Annotated in this window: 17 protein-coding genes; 12 read left to right on the top strand and 5 right to left on the bottom strand. The window is 70.2% G+C overall.

What is annotated here, in order from left to right; all coding sequences use genetic code 11:
• The first annotated feature begins 196 nt into the window (after window positions 1-196).
• From ACZ470_RS23970 to ACZ470_RS23950, 5 genes are all read left to right on the top strand, one after another.
• The gene (locus ACZ470_RS23970) at window positions 197-979 is read left to right on the top strand and encodes a PspA/IM30 family protein (RefSeq protein ID WP_468430202.1); all 783 of its coding nucleotides are present in this window, start codon (window positions 197-199) and stop codon (window positions 977-979) included.
• 20 nt (window positions 980-999) lie between these two features.
• Complete coding sequence (gene pspAA / locus ACZ470_RS23965; RefSeq protein ID WP_468430200.1) at window positions 1,000-1,284, top strand: PspA-associated protein PspAA; 285 nt, start codon at window positions 1,000-1,002, stop codon at window positions 1,282-1,284.
• A gap of 124 nt (window positions 1,285-1,408) precedes the next feature.
• Window positions 1,409-2,632 carry a sensor histidine kinase gene (locus ACZ470_RS23960; RefSeq protein WP_468430198.1) on the top strand — a complete coding sequence of 408 codons (1,224 nt, stop codon included), beginning with the start codon at window positions 1,409-1,411 and terminating at the stop codon, window positions 2,630-2,632.
• Window positions 2,633-2,654: 22 nt separating this feature from the next.
• Window positions 2,655-3,338 carry a response regulator gene (locus tag ACZ470_RS23955; RefSeq protein WP_468430196.1) on the top strand — a complete coding sequence of 228 codons (684 nt, stop codon included), beginning with the start codon at window positions 2,655-2,657 and terminating at the stop codon, window positions 3,336-3,338.
• Window positions 3,339-3,497: 159 nt separating this feature from the next.
• Window positions 3,498-6,617 carry an efflux RND transporter permease subunit gene (locus tag ACZ470_RS23950; protein ID WP_468430194.1) on the top strand — a complete coding sequence of 1,040 codons (3,120 nt, stop codon included), beginning with the start codon at window positions 3,498-3,500 and terminating at the stop codon, window positions 6,615-6,617.
• A 65-nt stretch (window positions 6,618-6,682) separates the two neighbouring features.
• Here ACZ470_RS23950 and nadA read toward each other — a convergent pair whose 3' ends face one another.
• Window positions 6,683-7,867: a quinolinate synthase NadA gene (nadA, locus tag ACZ470_RS23945; RefSeq protein WP_468430192.1), complete on the bottom strand. Its 1,185-nt coding sequence runs from the start codon at window positions 7,865-7,867 to the stop codon at window positions 6,683-6,685.
• Between the two features lie 285 nt (window positions 7,868-8,152).
• Between nadA and ACZ470_RS23940 the strand changes: the two genes are divergently transcribed.
• The gene (locus ACZ470_RS23940) at window positions 8,153-8,509 is read left to right on the top strand and encodes an iron-sulfur cluster assembly accessory protein (RefSeq protein WP_023551351.1); all 357 of its coding nucleotides are present in this window, start codon (window positions 8,153-8,155) and stop codon (window positions 8,507-8,509) included.
• 85 nt (window positions 8,510-8,594) lie between these two features.
• Here ACZ470_RS23940 and ACZ470_RS23935 read toward each other — a convergent pair whose 3' ends face one another.
• Together ACZ470_RS23935 and ACZ470_RS23930 are read right to left on the bottom strand one after the other, a co-directional pair.
• Window positions 8,595-10,151, bottom strand: a complete 1,557-nt coding sequence (locus tag ACZ470_RS23935; RefSeq protein ID WP_468430190.1) for a flagellar basal body-associated FliL family protein — start codon at window positions 10,149-10,151, stop codon at window positions 8,595-8,597.
• Between the two features lie 160 nt (window positions 10,152-10,311).
• Window positions 10,312-10,521 (bottom strand): hypothetical protein, encoded by a 210-nt coding sequence (locus ACZ470_RS23930; RefSeq protein WP_468430188.1) that lies wholly within the window; start codon window positions 10,519-10,521, stop codon window positions 10,312-10,314.
• Window positions 10,522-10,650: 129 nt separating this feature from the next.
• On the opposite strand from ACZ470_RS23930, the gene ACZ470_RS23925 reads away from it, so the two are divergent.
• Window positions 10,651-11,625, top strand: coding sequence for a carbohydrate kinase family protein (locus ACZ470_RS23925; RefSeq protein WP_468430187.1), 975 nt, complete (start codon window positions 10,651-10,653; stop codon window positions 11,623-11,625).
• Between the two features lie 137 nt (window positions 11,626-11,762).
• Here ACZ470_RS23925 and ACZ470_RS23920 read toward each other — a convergent pair whose 3' ends face one another.
• Window positions 11,763-13,151 carry an aminotransferase class V-fold PLP-dependent enzyme gene (locus tag ACZ470_RS23920; protein WP_468430185.1) on the bottom strand — a complete coding sequence of 463 codons (1,389 nt, stop codon included), beginning with the start codon at window positions 13,149-13,151 and terminating at the stop codon, window positions 11,763-11,765.
• A 274-nt stretch (window positions 13,152-13,425) separates the two neighbouring features.
• Between ACZ470_RS23920 and ctaC the strand changes: the two genes are divergently transcribed.
• From ctaC to ACZ470_RS23900, 4 genes are all read left to right on the top strand, one after another.
• On the top strand, window positions 13,426-14,385 hold the full coding sequence (gene ctaC, locus ACZ470_RS23915) for an aa3-type cytochrome oxidase subunit II (RefSeq protein ID WP_468430183.1): 960 nt from the start codon (window positions 13,426-13,428) through the stop codon (window positions 14,383-14,385).
• On the top strand, window positions 14,382-16,118 hold the full coding sequence (gene ctaD, locus ACZ470_RS23910; RefSeq protein ID WP_468430181.1) for an aa3-type cytochrome oxidase subunit I: 1,737 nt from the start codon (window positions 14,382-14,384) through the stop codon (window positions 16,116-16,118). Before ctaC ends, ctaD begins: the two co-directional genes overlap by 4 nt.
• Entirely contained in the window at window positions 16,115-16,513 is a 399-nt protein-coding gene (locus tag ACZ470_RS23905) for a cytochrome c oxidase subunit 4 (RefSeq protein ID WP_468430180.1), read from the top strand. The genes ctaD and ACZ470_RS23905 overlap by 4 nt, the downstream gene beginning before the upstream one ends.
• 130 nt (window positions 16,514-16,643) lie before the next feature.
• Entirely contained in the window at window positions 16,644-17,921 is a 1,278-nt protein-coding gene (locus ACZ470_RS23900; protein ID WP_468430178.1) for a L,D-transpeptidase, read from the top strand.
• Between the two features lie 94 nt (window positions 17,922-18,015).
• On the opposite strand, the gene ACZ470_RS23895 is transcribed toward ACZ470_RS23900, so the two are convergent.
• Complete coding sequence (locus tag ACZ470_RS23895) at window positions 18,016-18,417, bottom strand: response regulator (RefSeq protein ID WP_468430177.1); 402 nt, start codon at window positions 18,415-18,417, stop codon at window positions 18,016-18,018.
• A gap of 208 nt (window positions 18,418-18,625) precedes the next feature.
• Between ACZ470_RS23895 and ctaE the strand changes: the two genes are divergently transcribed.
• Window positions 18,626-19,246 (top strand): aa3-type cytochrome oxidase subunit III, encoded by a 621-nt coding sequence (gene ctaE, locus ACZ470_RS23890; protein ID WP_468430175.1) that lies wholly within the window; start codon window positions 18,626-18,628, stop codon window positions 19,244-19,246.
• Window positions 19,247-19,260: the final 14 nt, after the last annotated feature.

Genomic DNA, 19,260 nt, shown 5'->3' with positions numbered 1-19,260 from the left:
GTGGTCCGGCCGGCCGGACCCGGGGACCACCTACTCCCTACGCCGGATCGGGAGGGTACTCAGTCGTCCTTGGGGATGAGCGCATCCGTCCCCGAACAGTGCGGTAATGGATGCAGGGCCCGTACTGTGGGTTCTGTTGCAGTCGCTGGAGCTGGAGTCCGTCAGAAGGGGGCGCGCGAAGCCCATGAGCGGTGTCATGAAGCGTATGGGGATGATCTTCCGCGCGAAGGCGAACAAGGCCCTTGACCGGGCCGAGGACCCGCGCGAAACCCTCGATTACTCGTACCAGAAGCAGCTGGAGCTGCTCCAGAAGGTCCGCCGCGGCGTCGCCGACGTGGCCACCTCGCGCAAGCGTCTGGAGCTCCAGCTCAACCAGCTCCAGTCCCAGTCGGGCAAGCTGGAGGACCAGGGCCGCAAGGCCCTCGCGCTCGGCCGTGAGGACCTGGCCCGCGAGGCGCTCTCCCGCCGCGCCGCGCTCCAGCAGCAGGTGACGGACCTGGAGACCCAGCACGCCACGCTCCAGGGCGAGGAGGAGAAGCTCACCCTCGCGGCCCAGCGCCTCCAGGCCAAGGTGGACGCCTTCCGCACCAAGAAGGAGACCATCAAGGCCACCTACACCGCCGCCCAGGCGCAGACCCGGATCGGCGAGGCCTTCTCCGGCATCTCCGAGGAGATGGGCGACGTCGGACTGGCCATCCAGCGGGCCGAGGACAAGACCGCCCAGCTCCAGGCGCGGGCCGGCGCCATCGACGAACTGCTCGCCTCCGGCGCCCTGGACGACCAGTCCGGCATGCACAAGGACGACATCCAGGCCGAGCTGGACCGGCTCTCCGGTGGTACGGATGTAGAGCTGGAACTGCAGCGCATGAAGGCGGAGCTGGCCGGCGGCACCAGTGACCGGCAGGCCATCGAGGGCGGCGACGCGGCGCAGCAGCCCCAGCAGCAGCCGCAGGACACCCCGCGCTTCGACAAGCAGTAGCCCACGCCGAGGAGGGCGACATGATCGTACGGATCATGGGGGAGGGGCAGGTGACGCTGGCCGAGAGCCGGCTCGCCGAGCTGAACAAGCTGGACGAGGAACTGCTCGCCGAGATGGAGAACGGCGACGGGCCCGGCTTCCGCGCCACCCTGAAGGCGCTGCTGGCCAAGGTCCACGAACTCGGCGAGCCCCTGCCGGACGACTCCCTGGAGCCCTCCGACCTGATCCTCCCGTCCCCGGACGCAACGCTCGAGGAGGTCAAGGACCTCCTGAGCGAGGACGGCCTGATTCCGGGGACGCCCTAGCTGCGGGCAGTCGTGCCGCAGGGCGGCACGGGTGGGCGCAGCGGCACCCCCGCAAGCGCCGGGCTGCGCGACCCCACCCGGCCGCAGCACCCCCGGTCGCCCACCCCGGCTACGGTGAACCCCCGTGAGCACCCTGACCCGCGCCCGGTGCCAGCTACGGGCACACCCTGTCGCCGCGGACGCGGCCCTGGCGGCCGGCGTCCTCCTGTGCATGGTCGCCGGCTCCTTCGTCGACCCGCACGGCCCCGAGGGCGTCAAGTGGGGCCTCCGCACCCCCGACCCGCTCAGCCTGGTCCTCATGACCCTCGGCGCCGCCGCACTCGTCTTCCGCCGCCGCGCCCCGCGCACGGTCCTCGCCCTCGCCGGCGCCTTCTCCGTCGCGGAGTCCGTCACCGGCGACCCCCGCGCACCCGTCGCCATGTGCGCCGTGATCGCGCTCTACACCGTCGCCTCCACCACCGACCGCCCCACCACCTGGCGGATCGGCCTGCTCACCATGACGGTGCTCACCGGCTCCGCGATGGTGGCGGGCCCCCTGCCCTGGTACGCCCAGGAGAACCTGGCGATCTTCGCCTGGACCGGGATCGGCGCCACCGCCGGCGACGCCGTCCGCAGCCGCCGCGCCTTCGTCCAGGCCATCCGGGAACGCGCCGAGAAGGCCGAGCGCACCCGCGAGGAGGAGGCCCGCCGCCGGGTCGCCGAGGAGCGCCTGCGCATCGCCCGCGATCTGCACGACGTGGTCGCCCACCACATCGCCCTGGTCAACGTGCAGGCCGGAGTCGCCGCCCACGTCATGGACAAACGGCCCGACCAGGCCAAGGAGGCCCTCGCCCACGTCCGCGAGGCCAGCCGCTCCGCGCTGGGCGAGCTGCGGGCCACCGTCGGTCTGCTGCGTCAGTCCGGCGACCCGGAGGCGCCCACCGAGCCCGCCCCCGGCCTGGACCGCCTCGACGAACTCGCCGGCACCTTCCGCAGCGCCGGACTGCGCGTCGAGGTCGCCCGCACCGACGAGGGCACCGACCTGCCCGCCGCCGTCGACCTGGCCGCGTACCGGATCATCCAGGAAGCCCTGACCAATGTGCAGAAGCACGCCGGCACCGAGGCACGGGCCGAGGTCAGCGTCGTACGCGTGGGACCCCACATCGAGATCACCGTCCTCGACGACGGCAGCGGCGAGGACCAGGACCACGCCCCCGGCGGCGGGCACGGACTGCTCGGCATGCGCGAGCGGGTCACCGCGCTGCGCGGCACCCTCACCACCGGTCCCCGCTACGGCGGCGGCTTCCGCGTCCATGCGATCCTGCCCGTCAAGACCCGCACGTCCGCCGCCAAGGACAACAGCCGATGACCGACGCCCCGTTGGAGCCCGTATGACGATCCGTGTCCTGCTCGCCGACGACCAGGCACTGCTGCGCAGCGCCTTCCGCGTGCTCGTCGACTCCGAGCCGGACATGGAGGTGGTGGGTGAGGCGTCCGACGGCGCGGAGGCGGTCCGGCTGGCCCGGGAGCAGCGCGCCGACGTCGTCCTCATGGACATCCGGATGCCCGGCACCGACGGGCTCGCCGCCACCCGTCTGATCAGCTCGGACCCGGAGCTCGCCGGGGTGCGGGTGGTGATACTGACGACGTTCGAGGTCGACGACTACGTGGTGCAGTCGCTGCGGGCCGGGGCGTCCGGCTTCCTCGGTAAGGGCTCGGAGCCCGACGAGATGCTGAACGCCATCCGCATCGCCGCCGGCGGAGAGGCCCTGCTGTCGCCGGTGGCCACCAAGGGCCTGATCGCCCGCTTCCTCGCGCAGGAGGGCACCTCCGAGGCCGAACGCGACCCGGCCCGCGCCGAGCGGCTGGACTCGCTCACCGTCCGCGAGCGGGAGGTGCTGGTCCAGGTGGCCGGCGGGCACTCCAACGACGAGATCGCCGAACGCCTCGAGGTCAGCCCTCTCACGGTGAAGACCCACGTCAACCGGGCCATGGCCAAGCTGGGCGCCCGCGACCGGGCCCAGCTGGTGGTCATCGCCTACGAGTCGGGGCTGGTCCGTCCAAGGGTGGAGTGAGCTCCACCGCCCGTACTGCGGCGGGAGTATGCGCCGCATAAGGAATGGGCCCACGGGGCTACGGATCGGCCCTCTTCCATGGCCCAGGGTGTAGAGCGGGCGCCCACTTGCGCGCCCGCTGCCGCACGTGTGCCGCTCCACGGAAGAGAGACCCTGACCATGTCCTGGCTGTCCAGATTCAGCCTCGCGCAACGGGCGCTGATCGGACTGATGTCGATCATCGCGCTCGTCTTCGGGGCGATCGCGATACCCCAGCTCAAACAGCAGCTGCTGCCCACCATCGAACTGCCCATGGTCTCCGTGGTGGCGCCGTATCAGGGCGCGTCGCCGGACGTGGTCGAGAAGCAGGTCGTCGAACCCATCGAGGACAGCCTGGAGGCCGTCGACGGCATCTCCGGCGTCACCTCGACGGCGAGCGAGGGCAACGCCGTGATCATGGCGTCCTTCGACTACGGGAACAACACCCAGCAGCTCGTCGCCGACGTCCAGCAGGCTGTCAACCGGGCCGGCGCCCGCCTCCCGGACGACGTCGACCCGCAGGTCGTCGCCGGTTCCACGGACGACATCCCGACCGTGGTCCTCGCCGTCACCTCCGACAAGGACCAGCAGGCGCTCGCCGACCAGCTCGACCGGACCGTGGTGCCCGCGCTCGAGGACATCGACGGCGTCGGCCAGGTCACCGTGGACGGCGTGCGCGACCTCCAGGTCACCGTCACCCCCGACACCGCGAAGCTGGCGAAGGCCGGCCTCACCGCGCAGTCGCTGTCCCAGGCCCTCCAGGCGGGCGGCGCGACCGTGCCGGCCGGTTCCTTCGACGAGGCAGGCGCCAACCGCACCGTCCAGGTCGGCGGTGGTTTCACCTCGCTGAAGCAGATCGAGGACCTGATGGTCACCGGCGAGCCCGGCAAGGGCGAGCCGGTCCGCCTCGGTGACGTCGCCACGGTCGAGGAGGAGGAGGCCAGGGCCGACTCCCTCACCCGGACCAACGGCGAGCCGAGCCTCGCCGTGATGGCGACCATGGACCACGACGGCAGCGCCGTCGCCATCTCCGAGGCCGTCGAGGACAAGCTGTCGGACCTGCGCCAGGACCTCGGCGACGGCGCCACCCTCACCGTCGTCAGCGACCAGGGCCCGGCGGTCTCCAAGGCCATCGACGGCCTGACCACCGAGGGCGCGCTCGGTCTGCTCTTCGCGGTGCTGGTGATCCTGGTCTTCCTGGCGTCGGTCCGCTCGACCCTCGTCACGGCGGTCTCCATCCCGCTCTCCGTGGTCCTCGCCCTGATCGTGCTGTGGACGCGCGGCCTGTCGCTGAACATGCTGACGCTGGGCGCGCTGACCATCGCCATCGGCCGGGTCGTGGACGACTCCATCGTCGTCCTTGAGAACATCAAGCGGCACCTCGGCTACGGCGAGGAGCGCCAGTCCGCGATCATGAACGCGGTGCGCGAGGTGGCCGGCGCGGTGACGTCCTCGACGCTCACCACGGTCGCCGTGTTCCTGCCGATCGGCCTGGTCGGCGGCATGGTGGGCGAGCTCTTCGGCTCCTTCAGCCTTACCGTCACGGCGGCGCTGCTGGCGTCCCTGCTGGTGTCGCTGACGGTCGTCCCGGTGCTGTCGTACTGGTTCCTGCGGGCCCCGAAGGGCACCCCGGAGGACGCCGAGGAGGCGCGCAGGATCGCCGAGGAGAAGGAGGCGAAGAGCCGCCTCCAGCGCCTCTACGTCCCCGTGCTGCGCTTCGCCACCCGGCGCAGGCTGACCAGTGTGGCGATCGCGGTCGTCGTGCTGATCGCCACGTTCGCCATGGCGCCGCTGCTGAAGACCAACTTCTTCGACCAGGGCGAGCAGCAGGTCCTCACCGTCCGTCAGGAGCTGGAGCCCGGCACCAGCCTGGCCGCGACCGACGCCCAGGCGGAGAAGGTCGAGAAGCTGCTCGGCGACACCGAGGGCGTCAAGGACTACCAGGTGACGGTCGGCTCGTCCGGCTTCATGGCGGCCTTCGGCGGCGGTACGGACACCAACCAGGCGACGTACCAGGTGATGCTGGAGGACTCCGCGTCCTCCGAGGACGTCCAGGACAGCATCGAGAAGGGCCTGGAGAAGCTCGACGGCATCGGCACCACCACCATCGCGGCCGGTGACGGCTTCGGCAGCCAGGACCTGAGCGTGGTCGTCAAGGCGTCCGACGGGCAGGCGCTGCGCAAGGCGGCGGACCAGGTCCGTGACGCGGTGGCCTCCCTGGACGACGTCACGGATGTCACCAGCGACCTCGCGCAGAGCATCCCCCGCGTCTCGGTGAAGGCCAACGACAAGGCCGCCGCGGCCGGTTTCAACGACCAGACCCTCGGCGCGGTCGTCGCCCAGTCGGTGCGGGGCACCCCGGCCACCAAGGCGGTCCTGGACGACACCGAGCGCGACGTCGTCATCCGCTCGGCCAAGCCGGCCACCACCGTGGCCCAGCTGAAGAACCTGCGCCTGGGCGCGGTGAAGCTGGGCGACATCGCCACCGTCGAGGTGGTGGACGGTCCCGTCTCCATGACCCGGATCGACGGCCAGCGCGCGGCCACCATCACCGCGAAGCCGACCGGTGACAACACGGGCGCGGTGAGCACCGAACTCCAGTCGAAGATCAACTCGCTGACGCTCCCGGCGGGTGCGACGGCGTCGATCGGCGGTGTCTCCGAGGACCAGGACGAGGCGTTCGTCAACCTGGGCCTGGCGATGCTGGCCGCGATCGCGATCGTCTTCATGCTGCTGGTCGGCACCTTCCGGTCGCTCGCCCAGCCGCTGATCCTGCTGGTGTCCATCCCGTTCGCGGCGACCGGCGCCCTCGGCCTGCTGCTGGTCACGGGCACCCCGATGGGCGTCCCGGCCATGATCGGCATGCTGATGCTGATCGGCATCGTGGTCACCAACGCGATCGTGCTGATCGACCTGATCAACCAGTACCGCAAGCAGGGCTACGGCGTCGTCGAGGCCGTGCTGGAGGGTGGCCGGCACCGTCTGCGGCCCATCCTGATGACGGCCCTGGCGACCATCTTCGCCCTGCTCCCGATGGCCCTGGGCGTCACCGGCGAGGGCGGCTTCATCGCCCAGCCGCTGGCCGTGGTGGTGATCGGCGGTCTGATCACGTCGACGCTGCTGACCCTGCTGCTGGTGCCGACGCTCTACGCGATGCTCGAGCTCCGCAAGGAGCGGCGCGCGAAGAAGAAGGCGCTGAAGAAGGGGGCCGTGCCCGCGCAGGCGGAGGCTTCGGAGGAGCCGAAGCCGGCCCAGGTCTGACGTCCGTCCTTACGACGAAGGGGCGCCCCGTGCAGGCACGGGGCGCCCCTTCACGTGCGCGGGCCCTACGGCAGGGCCAGCATCCGCTCCAGCGCCAGCTTCGCGAACGCCTCCGTCTCCTTGTCCACCTCGATGCGGTTGACCAGGTTGCCCTCGGCGAGGGACTCCAGGGCCCAGACCAGGTGGGGGAGGTCGATGCGGTTCATGGTCGAGCAGAAGCAGACCGTCTTGTCGAGGAAGACGATCTCCTTGCCCTCGGGGGCGAATCGGTTCGCCAGGCGGCGGACCAGGTTCAGCTCCGTGCCGATGGCCCACTTGGAGCCGGCCGGGGCCGCCTCCAGCGTCTTGATGATGTACTCGGTCGAGCCGACGTAGTCCGCCGCGGCGACGACCTCGTGCTTGCACTCGGGGTGCACCAGGACGTTGACGCCCGGGATGCGCTCGCGCACGTCGTTGACCGAGTCCAGGCTGAACCGGCCGTGCACCGAGCAGTGACCGCGCCACAGGATCATCTTCGCGGCGCGCAGCTCGTCCGCCGTCAGCCCGCCGTTCGGCTTGTGCGGGTTGTAGACGACGCAGTCCTCCAGGGACATCCCCATGTCCCGCACCGCCGTGTTGCGGCCCAGGTGCTGGTCGGGGAGGAAGAGGACCTTCTCGCCCTGCTCGAAGGCCCAGTCGAGGGCCCGCTTGGCGTTGGAGGAGGTGCAGATGGTGCCGCCGTGCTTGCCGGTGAAGGCCTTGATGTCGGCGGAGGAGTTCATGTACGAGACGGGGACGACCTGCTCGGCCACCCCGGCCTCGGTCAGTACGTCCCAGCACTCGGCGACCTGCTCGGCGGTGGCCATGTCGGCCATGGAGCAGCCGGCCGCGAGGTCGGGCAGGACCACCTTCTGCTCGTCGCCGGTGAGGATGTCCGCGGACTCGGCCATGAAGTGGACACCGCAGAACACGATGTACTCGGCCTGCGGCCGCGCGGCCGCGTCGCGGGCCAGCTTGAAGGAGTCGCCCGTGACGTCGGCGAACTGGATGACCTCGTCGCGCTGGTAGTGGTGGCCGAGCACGAAGACCTTGTCCCCGAGCTTCTCCTTGGCCGCGCGGGCGCGCTCCACCAGGTCCGGGTCGGACGGCGAGGGGAGGTCGCCGGGACACTCCACACCGCGCTCGCTCCTGGGGTCGGCCTCACGGCCGAGGAGGAGCAGGGCGAGGGGCGTCGGCTGTACGTCGAGCTCCTGGGTCTGGGCGGTGGTCACGACACGCACCCTTTCTGTTCCGGCGACTTCTCGTCTAAATGACGCTATCTATCATAACCGGTTCACGTCACTTTGACGACGGCCATAGCGTCCATGTGACGTGAATCCCGACGGCCGCCGAATCATTCCCGGAAGGCCCGACTGGGGCCGGTTTCCGCTCCGGACGGCGTGTGCGAGCATGAGAAGGGAGCCGAGGGAATCAGACGCCCGGCCCGGAATGAATCCATGGCCCCGCCGGTTGCAACCGTCGGCAAGCAGTCTCCGTACAACCCGGGAGAGATGTAGATGTCCGTATCGGACGAGACCACCACCGTCACCGACGGCATCATCCTGACCGACGCCGCCGCGGCGAAGGTCAAGGCCCTGCTCGACCAGGAAGGCCGTGACGACCTCGCGCTTCGTGTCGCCGTCCAGCCCGGCGGCTGCTCCGGCCTGCGCTACCAGCTCTTCTTCGACGAGCGTTCCCTCGACGGTGACGTGGAGAAGGACTTCGGCGGTGTGAAGGTCGTCACCGACCGGATGAGCGCTCCGTACCTGGGCGGCGCCACCGTCGACTTCGTCGACACCATCGAGAAGCAGGGCTTCACGATCGACAACCCGAACGCCACCGGCTCCTGCGCCTGCGGCGACTCCTTCAGCTGAGCCGGGTTTCCTCGCCAGGCAGCACATGACGAAGGCGGCGGCCCCCCCGAGGGGGCCGCCGCCTTCGTGCTTCTCCCGTCGGGAGCTAGCGCGTGGGCGGGGCGGGCAGGCGGGCGCCGTCCTTCTGGAGCGGCACCGGCTTGCCGTCCGTGCCCACGACCTCGCGGTCACCGAGGGGCGCGTCCAGCCGGAGCGTCTGCTGGTACTGCTTGGCGATCAGGATGCACACCTTGTCCGGCCAGGGCGTCTCGGTCACGCGGACCGTCACCCGGCCGCCGTCCTCGTCCGCCGTCGCCTTGTAGTCGGCGCACACACCGCCGGTGAAGGTCACCGTCAGCTCGCCGCCCTCGGCGGTGTAGCCCTCGACGTCGACGTCGCGGGTGGACGGCGCCGCGGTCGGCTCGTCGCCCGGCCGCGTCGGCTGCGGGCTCGCCTCCCCGGACGCCGTCCGCGGGGCGCGGAACTCCGGGTCGACCGCCGGATACGTCACCGTGAGGGTGTCCTTCGTGCCCTGCGGCCGTACCTCGAACAGCCAGGACGGCACGAGGGCCGGCCGCCCGTCCACCGTGTGCGAGGCCAGCCCGAACACCGCGTCGCCGACGGTCACCGTCTCCTTGTTCTTGTCCTTGTCGGGCAGCGTCGTCGCCGGAGCGCACGGTTCCTGCTGTCCGCCGTCCAGCGGTGCGGGACTGGCGCAGCCGCCGATGCCCCCGCGCCCGCCGGAGTCCGGCGCCGCGTTCATCAGCTCCAGCGCCTCGGCGGCGCTCACCACGGGGTAGGTGTCCCCCTTCACCGGCTCGCCCAGCCGGCCGTTGCCGCCGATCACCTCGCCCTTGGCGCCGACCGTCACCGCGGTCGTCCAGCCGTACGTCGGCAGCCCGCCGACCTCGGGTTCGGCGTTCACCACCCGGTTGGCGCCGACGGCCTGGCTCGCGTCGTACTTCGCGTCGTCCTGACCCGCCGCCTTGAAGACGGGCGCGGCCGCCTTCCTCGCGGCCTCCTCGCTCACGGGCGGGGCGTCGGCGGAGGGCGCCCCGCAGACCGCGCCCTTGCAGTTGTCGGTGCCCGGCGCGTACCGGCTGAACGTCCAGGCGCCGGGAGCCTTCCGGTCCACCCGCAGCGTGGGTCCGGAGCCGTCCTGGCCGCCGATCCGCCAGGCCCCGCCCTCCGCGACGGGCTCCCCGTCCAGCCCGAGGGCCTTCGCCAGCGTGACCACCCGCTCCTGGGTGACCTCCCCCCGGACGCGGTACACCGGCGCCGAGCCGGGACCGTCCGGGAGCGTGCCGTCGGCGCGGTAGACGGCGCCGTACGGATTCGGCTCACCGGGCGCGATTCCGTTCGTGGCGCCCTCGGAGTGGCCGTCCAGGGCGAGCGGCGGGGGAGTGGCGTCTCCGTTCGCCCCCGGAGCCGTACCGTCCCCCGAACCACCGGAGGCACTGGCGGCGAGATAGGCCCCGCCGCCCCCGACGAGCAGGACCGCGGCGGCGACGGACGCGATGAGCGCGGGCGAGCGCCGCCGGGGCGGCGACCCCTCGCCCGCGCCGGACCCGTCGGAGGGAGCGTCGGCGACATGGGACCCGCCGACCACCGGCTCCTGGTCCTCCCGCGCCTCGTCGTCGTTGTCGGGTCGCTCGGTGTTCACCGCATCGCTCCTTCGCCTGCACAACTGTCCCGGAAGGACCCTGCCCGGTCACGCCGGGACTGCTCGGGGGTCGTATCCCGCATCCCCTTTACGGGGGACAGCGATGGGACGCAGCGGGGGAGCGCGCGGTTCCCCGGGGTGCCTTACGGCCGGCGCCGGCTCAGTCGCCGTACTCCGACATGGCGTCCAGCAGCCGCGCGGAGGCGGGTGGCACGGTCACGCCGTGGATCAGGGACGGGGAGACCGGCCGGGCGGCCACCCGGTCGGGGACGGCCCAGTGGGGGACCATCCGGGCGCAGTCACCGCGCAGCGACGCCAGGCCGCCTTCGAGATCTGCCGGGGCAGGGGGGTGGAACCCGAGGTTCGTCATATCGGCACCGTATGCACGCCGAAGGTCACGAAGAAAGCTCTACTATCGGGTAGTTTTGACTGCTTCTACGGGCCGTCCCGACCCGGTAGCGTGAAGTGTCAACCCGCCTCCCTCAGGAGAATCCACGCCGTGCGCATCGCAGTCACCGGCTCCATCGCCACCGACCACCTCATGACCTTCCCCGGGCGCTTCGCCGACCAGTTCGTCGCGGACCAGCTGCACACGGTCTCGCTGTCCTTCCTGGTCGACAATCTCGACGTGCGCCGGGGCGGCGTGGGCGCGAACATCGCCTTCGGGATGGGCCAGCTCGGCACCCGCCCGATCCTCGTCGGGGCCGCCGGCTTCGACTTCGACGAGTACCGGGCCTGGCTGGACCGGCACGGCGTCGACACGGACTCCGTCCGCATCTCCGACACCCTGCACACCGCCCGCTTCGTGTGCACCACGGACGCCGACCACAACCAGATCGGCTCCTTCTACACGGGCGCGATGAGCGAGGCCCGCCTGATCGAGCTGAAGACCGTCGCCGACCGGGTGGGCGGCCTCGACCTGGTCCTCATCGGCGCCGACGACCCGGAGGGCATGCTCCGGCACACCGAGGAGTGCCGCTCCCGCGGCATCCCGTTCGCCGCCGACTTCTCCCAGCAGATCGCCCGCATGAACGGCGAGGAGATCCGGATACTGCTGGAGGGCGCGACGTACCTCTTCTCCAACGAGTACGAGAAGGGGCTCATCGAGACGAAGACCGGCTGGAGCGACGCGGAGATCCTCGACCGGGTCGGCCACCGTGTCACCACCCTCGGCGCGCGGGGTGTCCGCATCGAGCGGGCCGGCGAGGAGCCGATCGAGGTCGGGTGCCCCGACGAGGAGCGCAAGGCCGACCCGACCGGCGTCGGCGACGCCTTCCGCGCGGGGTTCCTGTCGGGGCTCGCGTGGGGCGTTTCGCTGGAGCGGGCGGCGCAGGTGGGCTGCATGCTGGCGACCCTCGTCATCGAGACGGTGGGTACGCAGGAGTACCAGCTGCGCCGGGGGCACTTCATGGAGCGCTTCGCGAAGGCGTACGGGGACGAGGCGGCGGATGAGGTGCGGGGGCACCTGCGCTGAGTCTTTTGGGTGCGGGTGCGGGTGCGGGTGCGGGTGCGTGGGGGCTGGTCGCGCAGTTCCCCGCGCCCCTGAAGGATGCGCAGTTCCCCGCGCCCCCATAAGAAGGTGCGCAGGTCCCCGCGCCCCCGGGCAATGCCTCAGCTCACCCGGCGGACCACGTAGGCGGAGCCCCGGGCCGCCGGTTCTTCGCCCACGTACTCCTGGCCGCGCATCTCGCACCATGCCGGGATGTCCAGGCGGGCCGCCTCGTCGTCGGAGAGGACGCGGACCGTGCCGCCCAGCGGTACGTCTCCGATGACCTTCGCCAGCTCGATGACCGGGATCGGGCAGCGGCGGCCCAGCGCGTCCACCACCAGGGCCTCATCCCTCTCCTGCGCGGGGACGGGGCCGGCGGACGTCGGCGCGCCCAGCTTCTCCCTCACCCCCGCCACCATGTCCGGCAGGAGGGACAGGAAGCGCTCGACGTCCTCCTCCCGTGTCCCCGGCGGCAGTGACACCCGGATGTTGCCCTCGCTGAGCACGCCCATCGCCCTCAGCACATGGCTCGGCGTCAGCGTGCTGCTCGTACAGGACGACCCGGACGACACCGAGAAGCCGGACCGGTCCAGCTCGTGCAGCAATGTCTCCCCGTCGACATAGAGACAGGAGAAGGTGACGATCCCGGGCAGCCGCCGCTCCGGCTCCCCGACCACCTCCACCTCCGGCACCAGCCGCGGCACCCGCGCCCGGATCCGCTCCGTCAGTTCCCGCAGCCGCACCCCCTCCTCGGCCGCCTCCGCCCGCACCGCCCGCAGTGAAGCCGCCGCCGCCACGATCGCCGGCAGGTTCTCGAACCCGGCCGCGCGCCCCGACTCCCGTTCGTCCCGGGGACCCTGGGGCGCGAACCGCACCCCCTTGCGCACGACGAGCAGCCCGACCCCCGACGGACCGCCCCACTTGTGGGCGCTCGCCGTCAGCAGCGACCAGTCGCCCTCCACCGGCCCCCAGCCCAGCGACTGGGCCGCGTCCACCAGCAGCGGGACCCCGGCCGCGCGGCACGCCTCGGCCACCTCGGCCACCGGCTGCACGGTCCCCACCTCGTGGTTGGCCGACTGAAGACACGCGAGCGCGGTGTCCGGCCGGAGCGCCTCGGCGTACACGGACGGGCGAACGACCCCCGTGCGCTCCACCGCCACCTCGGTGACGGACCCTCCGCCGGCCTGGTGAACTTCGGCCGCATGGAGCACAGAAGAGTGTTCGACCGCGGACACGATCAGGTGACGCCCGACCCGCTTCCGTCCCGCCAGCGCCCCCGCGACCCCCGAGTGCACGGCCCCGGTCCCCGACGAGGTGAACACCAACTCGTCCGGCCGACACCCGACCCCCTCCGCAGCGGCCTCCCGCGCCGCATCGAGCAACATCCGCGCCCGCCGCCCCTCCCGGTACAACCGCGCGGGATCGGCCCACCCCTCATCCAGAGAGGCCATCAATGCCTGCCGGGCGACGGGATGAAGTGGTGCGGCCGAAGCGGCGTCGAAGTAGGACACACCGCCACGCTAACGCCCCAAGGGGCGCGGGGAACTGCGCGACCGGCCACGACGGGGCCGCAGCCGCCGGACGGACCCGCGTTCCCGGCTGATGAGGCGCCCGATGTAACCCGCGGCGCGTATGGCACCCCTCCCCGCGACCCCCCGAAGAGCGTCGGCTAGGGTTTGGTCCGCATAAACATCCAAACCCCTGCCCGACGCAGGGCGGCGACCGACCAGCGAGAAGGCAGGCCGCAGCCAATCCGCGCGGGCGAGACTCTCGGGAAGGCGCTACGTGAGTCCCAACGGCTCCGACCGCTCGCCGCGGCGCCCCATGCGGCGGAAGCTGCTGCAGGCACTGACCGCGGGCCTGGTCCTGGCGACCGCCACCGGTTGCACATGGGAGGACTTCCCCCGCCTCGGTATGCCCACCCCCACCACGGAAGAGGCTCCGCGGATCCTCTCCCTGTGGCAGGGCTCCTGGGCTGCCGCGCTCGCCGTCGGCGTGCTGGTGTGGGGCCTGATCCTGTGGAGTGCTTTCTTCCACCGGCGCAGCCGCACCAAGGTGGAGGTTCCTCCGCAGACCCGGTACAACATGCCCATCGAGGCGCTGTACACGGTGGTTCCGCTCATCATCGTCTCGGTGTTCTTCTACTTCACCGCCCGTGACGAGTCCGAGCTCATGAAGCTCGACAAGAAGCCCGACGTCACCGTCAACGTGGTCGGCTTCCAGTGGAGCTGGTGCTTCAACTACGTCGAGAACGTCGACGGTTCCACGGGCGACGCCAAGAAGTCCAAGGAACTCGACGCGATTCCGGACCGCTACAAGGAGGCCTTCCCGGCCGACGCCGGCGGTGTCTACGACTGCGGTACCCCCGGTACGCGGAACCCGCAGACGAACAACCCGGGTCCCACCCTGTGGCTGCCCGAGGGCAAGCGGGTCCGCTTCGTGCTGACCTCGCGTGACGTCATCCACTCCTTCTGGGTGGTGCCGTTCCTGATGAAGCAGGACGTCATCCCGGGCCACACCAACGCCTTCGAGGTGACCCCCAACCGTGAGGGCACCTTCCTGGGCAAGTGCGCCGAGCTGTGCGGCGTCGACCACTCCCGGATGCTGTTCAACGTGAAGGTCGTCTCCCCCGAGCGCTACGAGCAGCACCTCAAGGACCTCGCGAAGAAGGGGCAGACCGGTTACGTTCCCGCCGGCATCGCGCAGACGAGCCACGAGAAGAACCGGGAGACGAACAACCTGTGAGCATCCTCAACGAACCCCAGGGTGCCGCGGCAGCTGAGGACTCGTACGAGAACGAGCTGCCGGTACGGCGCAAGAGTCCCGGCAATGTCGTGGTGAAGTGGCTGACGACCACGGACCACAAGACGATCGGCACGCTGTATCTGGTGACGTCGTTCGTGTTCTTCGTCATCGGTGGCGTGATGGCGCTGGTCATGCGCGCCGAGCTGGCCCGGCCGGGTCTGCAGATCGTGTCGAACGAGCAGTTCAACCAGGCGTTCACGATGCACGGCACGATCATGCTGCTGATGTTCGCGACGCCGCTGTTCGCCGGTTTCGCGAACTGGATCATGCCGCTTCAGATCGGCGCGCCGGACGTGGCGTTCCCGCGGCTGAACATGTTCGCCTACTGGCTGTACCTGTTCGGCTCGCTGATCGCGGTGGGTGGCTTCCTCACCCCGGACGGCGCGGCCGACTTCGGCTGGTTCGCCTACTCGCCGCTGTCGGACGCGGTCCGCTCGCCGGGCATCGGCGCCGACATGTGGATCATGGGTCTGGCGTTCTCCGGCTTCGGCACCATCCTCGGCTCGGTCAACTTCATCACCACGATCATCTGCATGCGCGCGCCCGGCATGACGATGTTCCGCATGCCGATCTTCACGTGGAACGTGCTGCTGACCGGTGTGCTGGTCCTGCTCGCCTTCCCCGTCCTCGCCGCCGCGCTGTTCGCTCTGGAGGCGGACCGCAAGTTCGGTGCGCACATCTTCGACTCGGCCAACGGCGGTGCGCTGCTGTGGCAGCACCTGTTCTGGTTCTTCGGGCATCCCGAGGTGTACATCATCGCGCTGCCGTTCTTCGGCATCATCAGTGAGGTCATCCCGGTCTTCTCGCGGAAGCCGATGTTCGGCTACATGGGTCTGATCGGCGCGACGATCGCGATCGCGGGTCTGTCGGTGACGGTGTGGGCGCACCACATGTACGTCACGGGCGGTGTGCTGCTGCCGTTCTTCTCGTTCATGACGTTCCTGATCGCGGTGCCGACGGGTGTGAAGTTCTTCAACTGGATCGGCACGATGTGGAAGGGCAGTCTGTCCTTCGAGACGCCGATGCTGTGGGCGACGGGCTTCCTGATCACCTTCACCTTCGGTGGTCTGACGGGTGTCATCCTGGCCTCGCCGCCGCTGGACTTCCACGTCTCGGACAGCTACTTCGTGGTGGCGCACTTCCACTACGTCGTGTTCGGCACCGTGGTGTTCGCGATGTTCTCCGGCTTCCACTTCTGGTGGCCGAAGTTCACCGGCAAGATGCTCGACGAGCGCCTCGGCAAGATCACCTTCTGGACGCTGTTCATCGGCTTCCACGGCACCTTCCTCGTCCAGCACTGGCTGGGTGCCGAGGGCATGCCGCGCCGGTACGCGGACTACCTCGCCGCCGACGGCTTCACCGCGCTGAACACGGTCTCGACGATCGCCTCGTTCCTGCTCGGCCTGTCGATACTGCCGTTCTTCTACAACATCTGGAAGACGGCCAAGTACGGCAAGCCGGTCGGCGTCGACGACCCCTGGGGCTACGGCCGCTCCCTGGAATGGGCGACCTCCTGCCCGCCCCCGCGGCACAACTTCCTCACCCTGCCGCGGATCCGCAGTGAGTCCCCGGCGTTCGACCTGCACCACCCGGAGATCGCCGCGCTCGACGAGCTCGAGAACGCCGGTCACGGCGAGAAGGCCCTCGCTGGGGGCAAGGAGGCCGGCAAGTGAAGATCCAGGGCAAGATGTTCATGTGGCTGAGCGTCTTCCTCCTCGCCATGGCGGTCGTCTATGGCGTGTGGTCGAAGGAGCCGGCCGGCACCACCGCCCTCTTCCTGGCCTTCGGCCTGGCCATCATGATCGGCTTCTACCTGGGCTTCACGGCCAAGCGGGTGGACGTCGGGGCGCAGGACAACAAGGAGGCGGACGTCGCCGACGACGCCGGCGAGGTCGGGTTCTTCAGCCCGCACAGCTGGCAGCCGCTCTCCCTGGCCGTGGGTGGCGCCCTCGCCTTCATGGCCATCGCGATCGGCTGGTGGCTGATGTACTTCTCGGCACCGCTGCTCCTGGTCGGCATCTGGGGCTGGGTCTTCGAGTACTACCGCGGTGAGAACCGCACCCAGTAACACGCGGCACGGCACAGCGGGGCCCGGACACTCCATCAGGAGCGTCCGGGCCCCCGCTTTTGCCCCATACACCTCACTCGTTCGGGCCGCCCAGTGAGCCAACGCCCGGGCGGCTTCCTAGCGTGAGGTCATGAGACAGACAGAGTCCCCTCGTGGCGCGAGGACCCGGCGGAGCCGTGTCGCGGGCTGCACGCTGCTGGTGCTCGCCCTCGGCGCCGGCGTCACCGCCTGCTCCTCCGACGGCAGCCCGCTGTCCGCCGAGCCGTACGACGCGGCGGACCAGATCTCCTTCAGCGGATCCGTCGAGTCGGGCAAGCAGGCCGACCCCGACAAGCCCCTGGAGGTCGTCGCGGAGGACTCCGACGGGCGCATCACGGACGTCACCGCCGTGGACGCCTCGGGGCGCTATGTGGCGGGCGAACTGGCCGCCGACGGCAGCCGCTGGCACAGCACCTCCCCGCTGGCCGCCAGCGCCCAGTACACGGTCCGTGTGAGCACCGAGGACGAGGACGGCGCCCCCGGCCGCAAGGTCCTCACCTTCGCCACGGGCAAGCCCAGCAGGACCAAGCAGCTGGCCGTCACCTTCGGCCCCCAGGCCGGTACCTACGGCGTCGGCCAGCCCCTCACCGCCGAACTCAACGAACCCGTCAAGGACCGTGCCCAGCGGGCCGTCGTGGAGCGCTCCCTGAAGGTCGAGTCCACACCCGCCGTGTCCGGCACCTGGCACTGGGTGGACGACAAGAAGCTGCACTACCGCCCCCAGGACTACTGGCCCGCCCACGCCACCATCAGCATGCGCAGCACCCTGGAGGGCATCAAGGTCAACGACCGGCTCCGGGGCGGCAAGGCCAAGCCCCTGACGATCCGTACCGGCGACCGGGTGATAGCAGTCACCGACGCCGCCACGCACCAGCTGACGGTCCTCAAGAACGGTGAGGAGATCAAGCGGATCCCGGTCACCACCGGCAAGCCCGGCTTCGAGACCCGCAACGGGGTCAAGGTCGTCCTCGCCAAGGAACGCTTCGTACGTATGCGCAGCACCACCGTCGGCATCGCCGAGGGCTCGTCCGAGTCGTACGACCTGGACGTCCACTTCGCGACCCGGGTGACCTGGAGCGGCGAGTACGTGCACGCCGCCCCCTGGTCCGTCGGCTCCCAGGGCTACGCCAACGTCAGCCACGGCTGCGTCGGCATGAGCACCGCCAACGCGGAGTGGTTCTTCGACACCGTCCGCGAGGGCGACATCGTCAAGGTCGAGAACTCGGCCGGCGAAACGATGGAACCCTTCGGCAACGGCTACGGCGACTGGAACCTGGACTGGACCAAATGGCGCGCGGGCAGCGCCCTGACCCCCAACAACGCCCCCAGCCAGACAGAACAGGCCCGCCTCAGCCCACAGACCGTGTAAACGCCCCTAGGGGCAGCACCCCCAGGGGCGCGGGGAACGGCGCGACAAACCCCCACCGGCCCGAGGCCGCCCCACGACGGACAGGTCCGGGCTCTTAGGCCCCTGCCAAAGACTTCTGCCGCAGCAGAGACGCCAGCGCCGAGGCGAACTCGACCGGCTCCACCGGCAAGGTGACCGCGGACTCGGCGCGACTCCACGTCGCGAGCCACGCATCCTGCGGCCGCCCGATCAGCAACAGCACCGGCGGACAGTTGAACACCTCGTCCTTGATCTGCCGGCACACCCCCATGCCACCCATGGGCACGGCCTCGCCGTCCAGCACACAGACGTCGATCCCACCCCGGTCCAGCTCCGTCAGCACGGCCGCCGGGGTCGCGCACTCCACGAACTCCACGACGGGCACGTCCGGCGCCGGCCGCCGCCCGGTGGCGAGCCGCACCTGCTCCCGGGTGTTGGCGTCGTCGCTGTAGACCAGCACCGTGGCGGTCGCCTGCATTGTTCCTCCACGCGTAAGAGAGAGGGCACGGCTCTGTCGGGAACTTCGGGTACCGATGGCGCGGATGCTACCCCCTCGGACCGCTTGTCAACACTGGTTCGGACACGGCTTCGAAGGGTCGTCCGGGTGGGCCATCCGGGCAGTACAGGAGGGGCGAACACACCGAACGGCACCCCCCGGAGTGAGGGCGGGATAAGCGACCGACATAATGTCGGTCGTGGCGACAGCAACGACAGTAGATACCGGGCACGCGCACCCGTCGGTCAACCGACCGAACCTCACCAGCGTCGGAACCATCATCTGGCTGAGTTCCGAGCTGATGTTCTTCGCGGCCCTCTTCGCGATGTACTTCACCCTGCGATCGGTGACCGGACCCGACTTCTGGTCGGAGAAGGCCGACACCCTGAACTTCCCGTTCTCGGCGACGAACACCACGATCCTGGTGCTCTCCTCCCTCACCTGCCAGCTCGGCGTCTTCGCCGCCGAGCGCGGTGACGTGAAGAAGCTCCGGATGTGGTTCATCGTCACGTTCATCATGGGCGCGGTCTTCATCGGCGGTCAGGTCTTCGAGTACACCGAGCTGGTCAAGCACGAGGGCCTGTCCCTCTCCTCCGACCCGTACGGCTCGGTGTTCTACCTGACCACCGGCTTCCACGGCCTGCACGTGACGGGCGGTCTCATCGCCTTCCTGCTGGTCCTGGGCCGGACCTACGCGGCCCGGAGGTTCACCCACGAGCAGGCGACCGCGGCCATCGTCGTGTCCTACTACTGGCACTTCGTCGATGTCGTCTGGATCGGCCTCTTCGCCACGATCTACATGATCAAGTAGCAGCCGGGCCCACA

Source organism: Streptomyces sp. NPDC031111, from assembly GCF_055570675.1.
The sequence above is the reverse complement of the archived record's forward strand: the minus strand, read 5'-3'. Positions and strand labels throughout refer to the sequence as shown.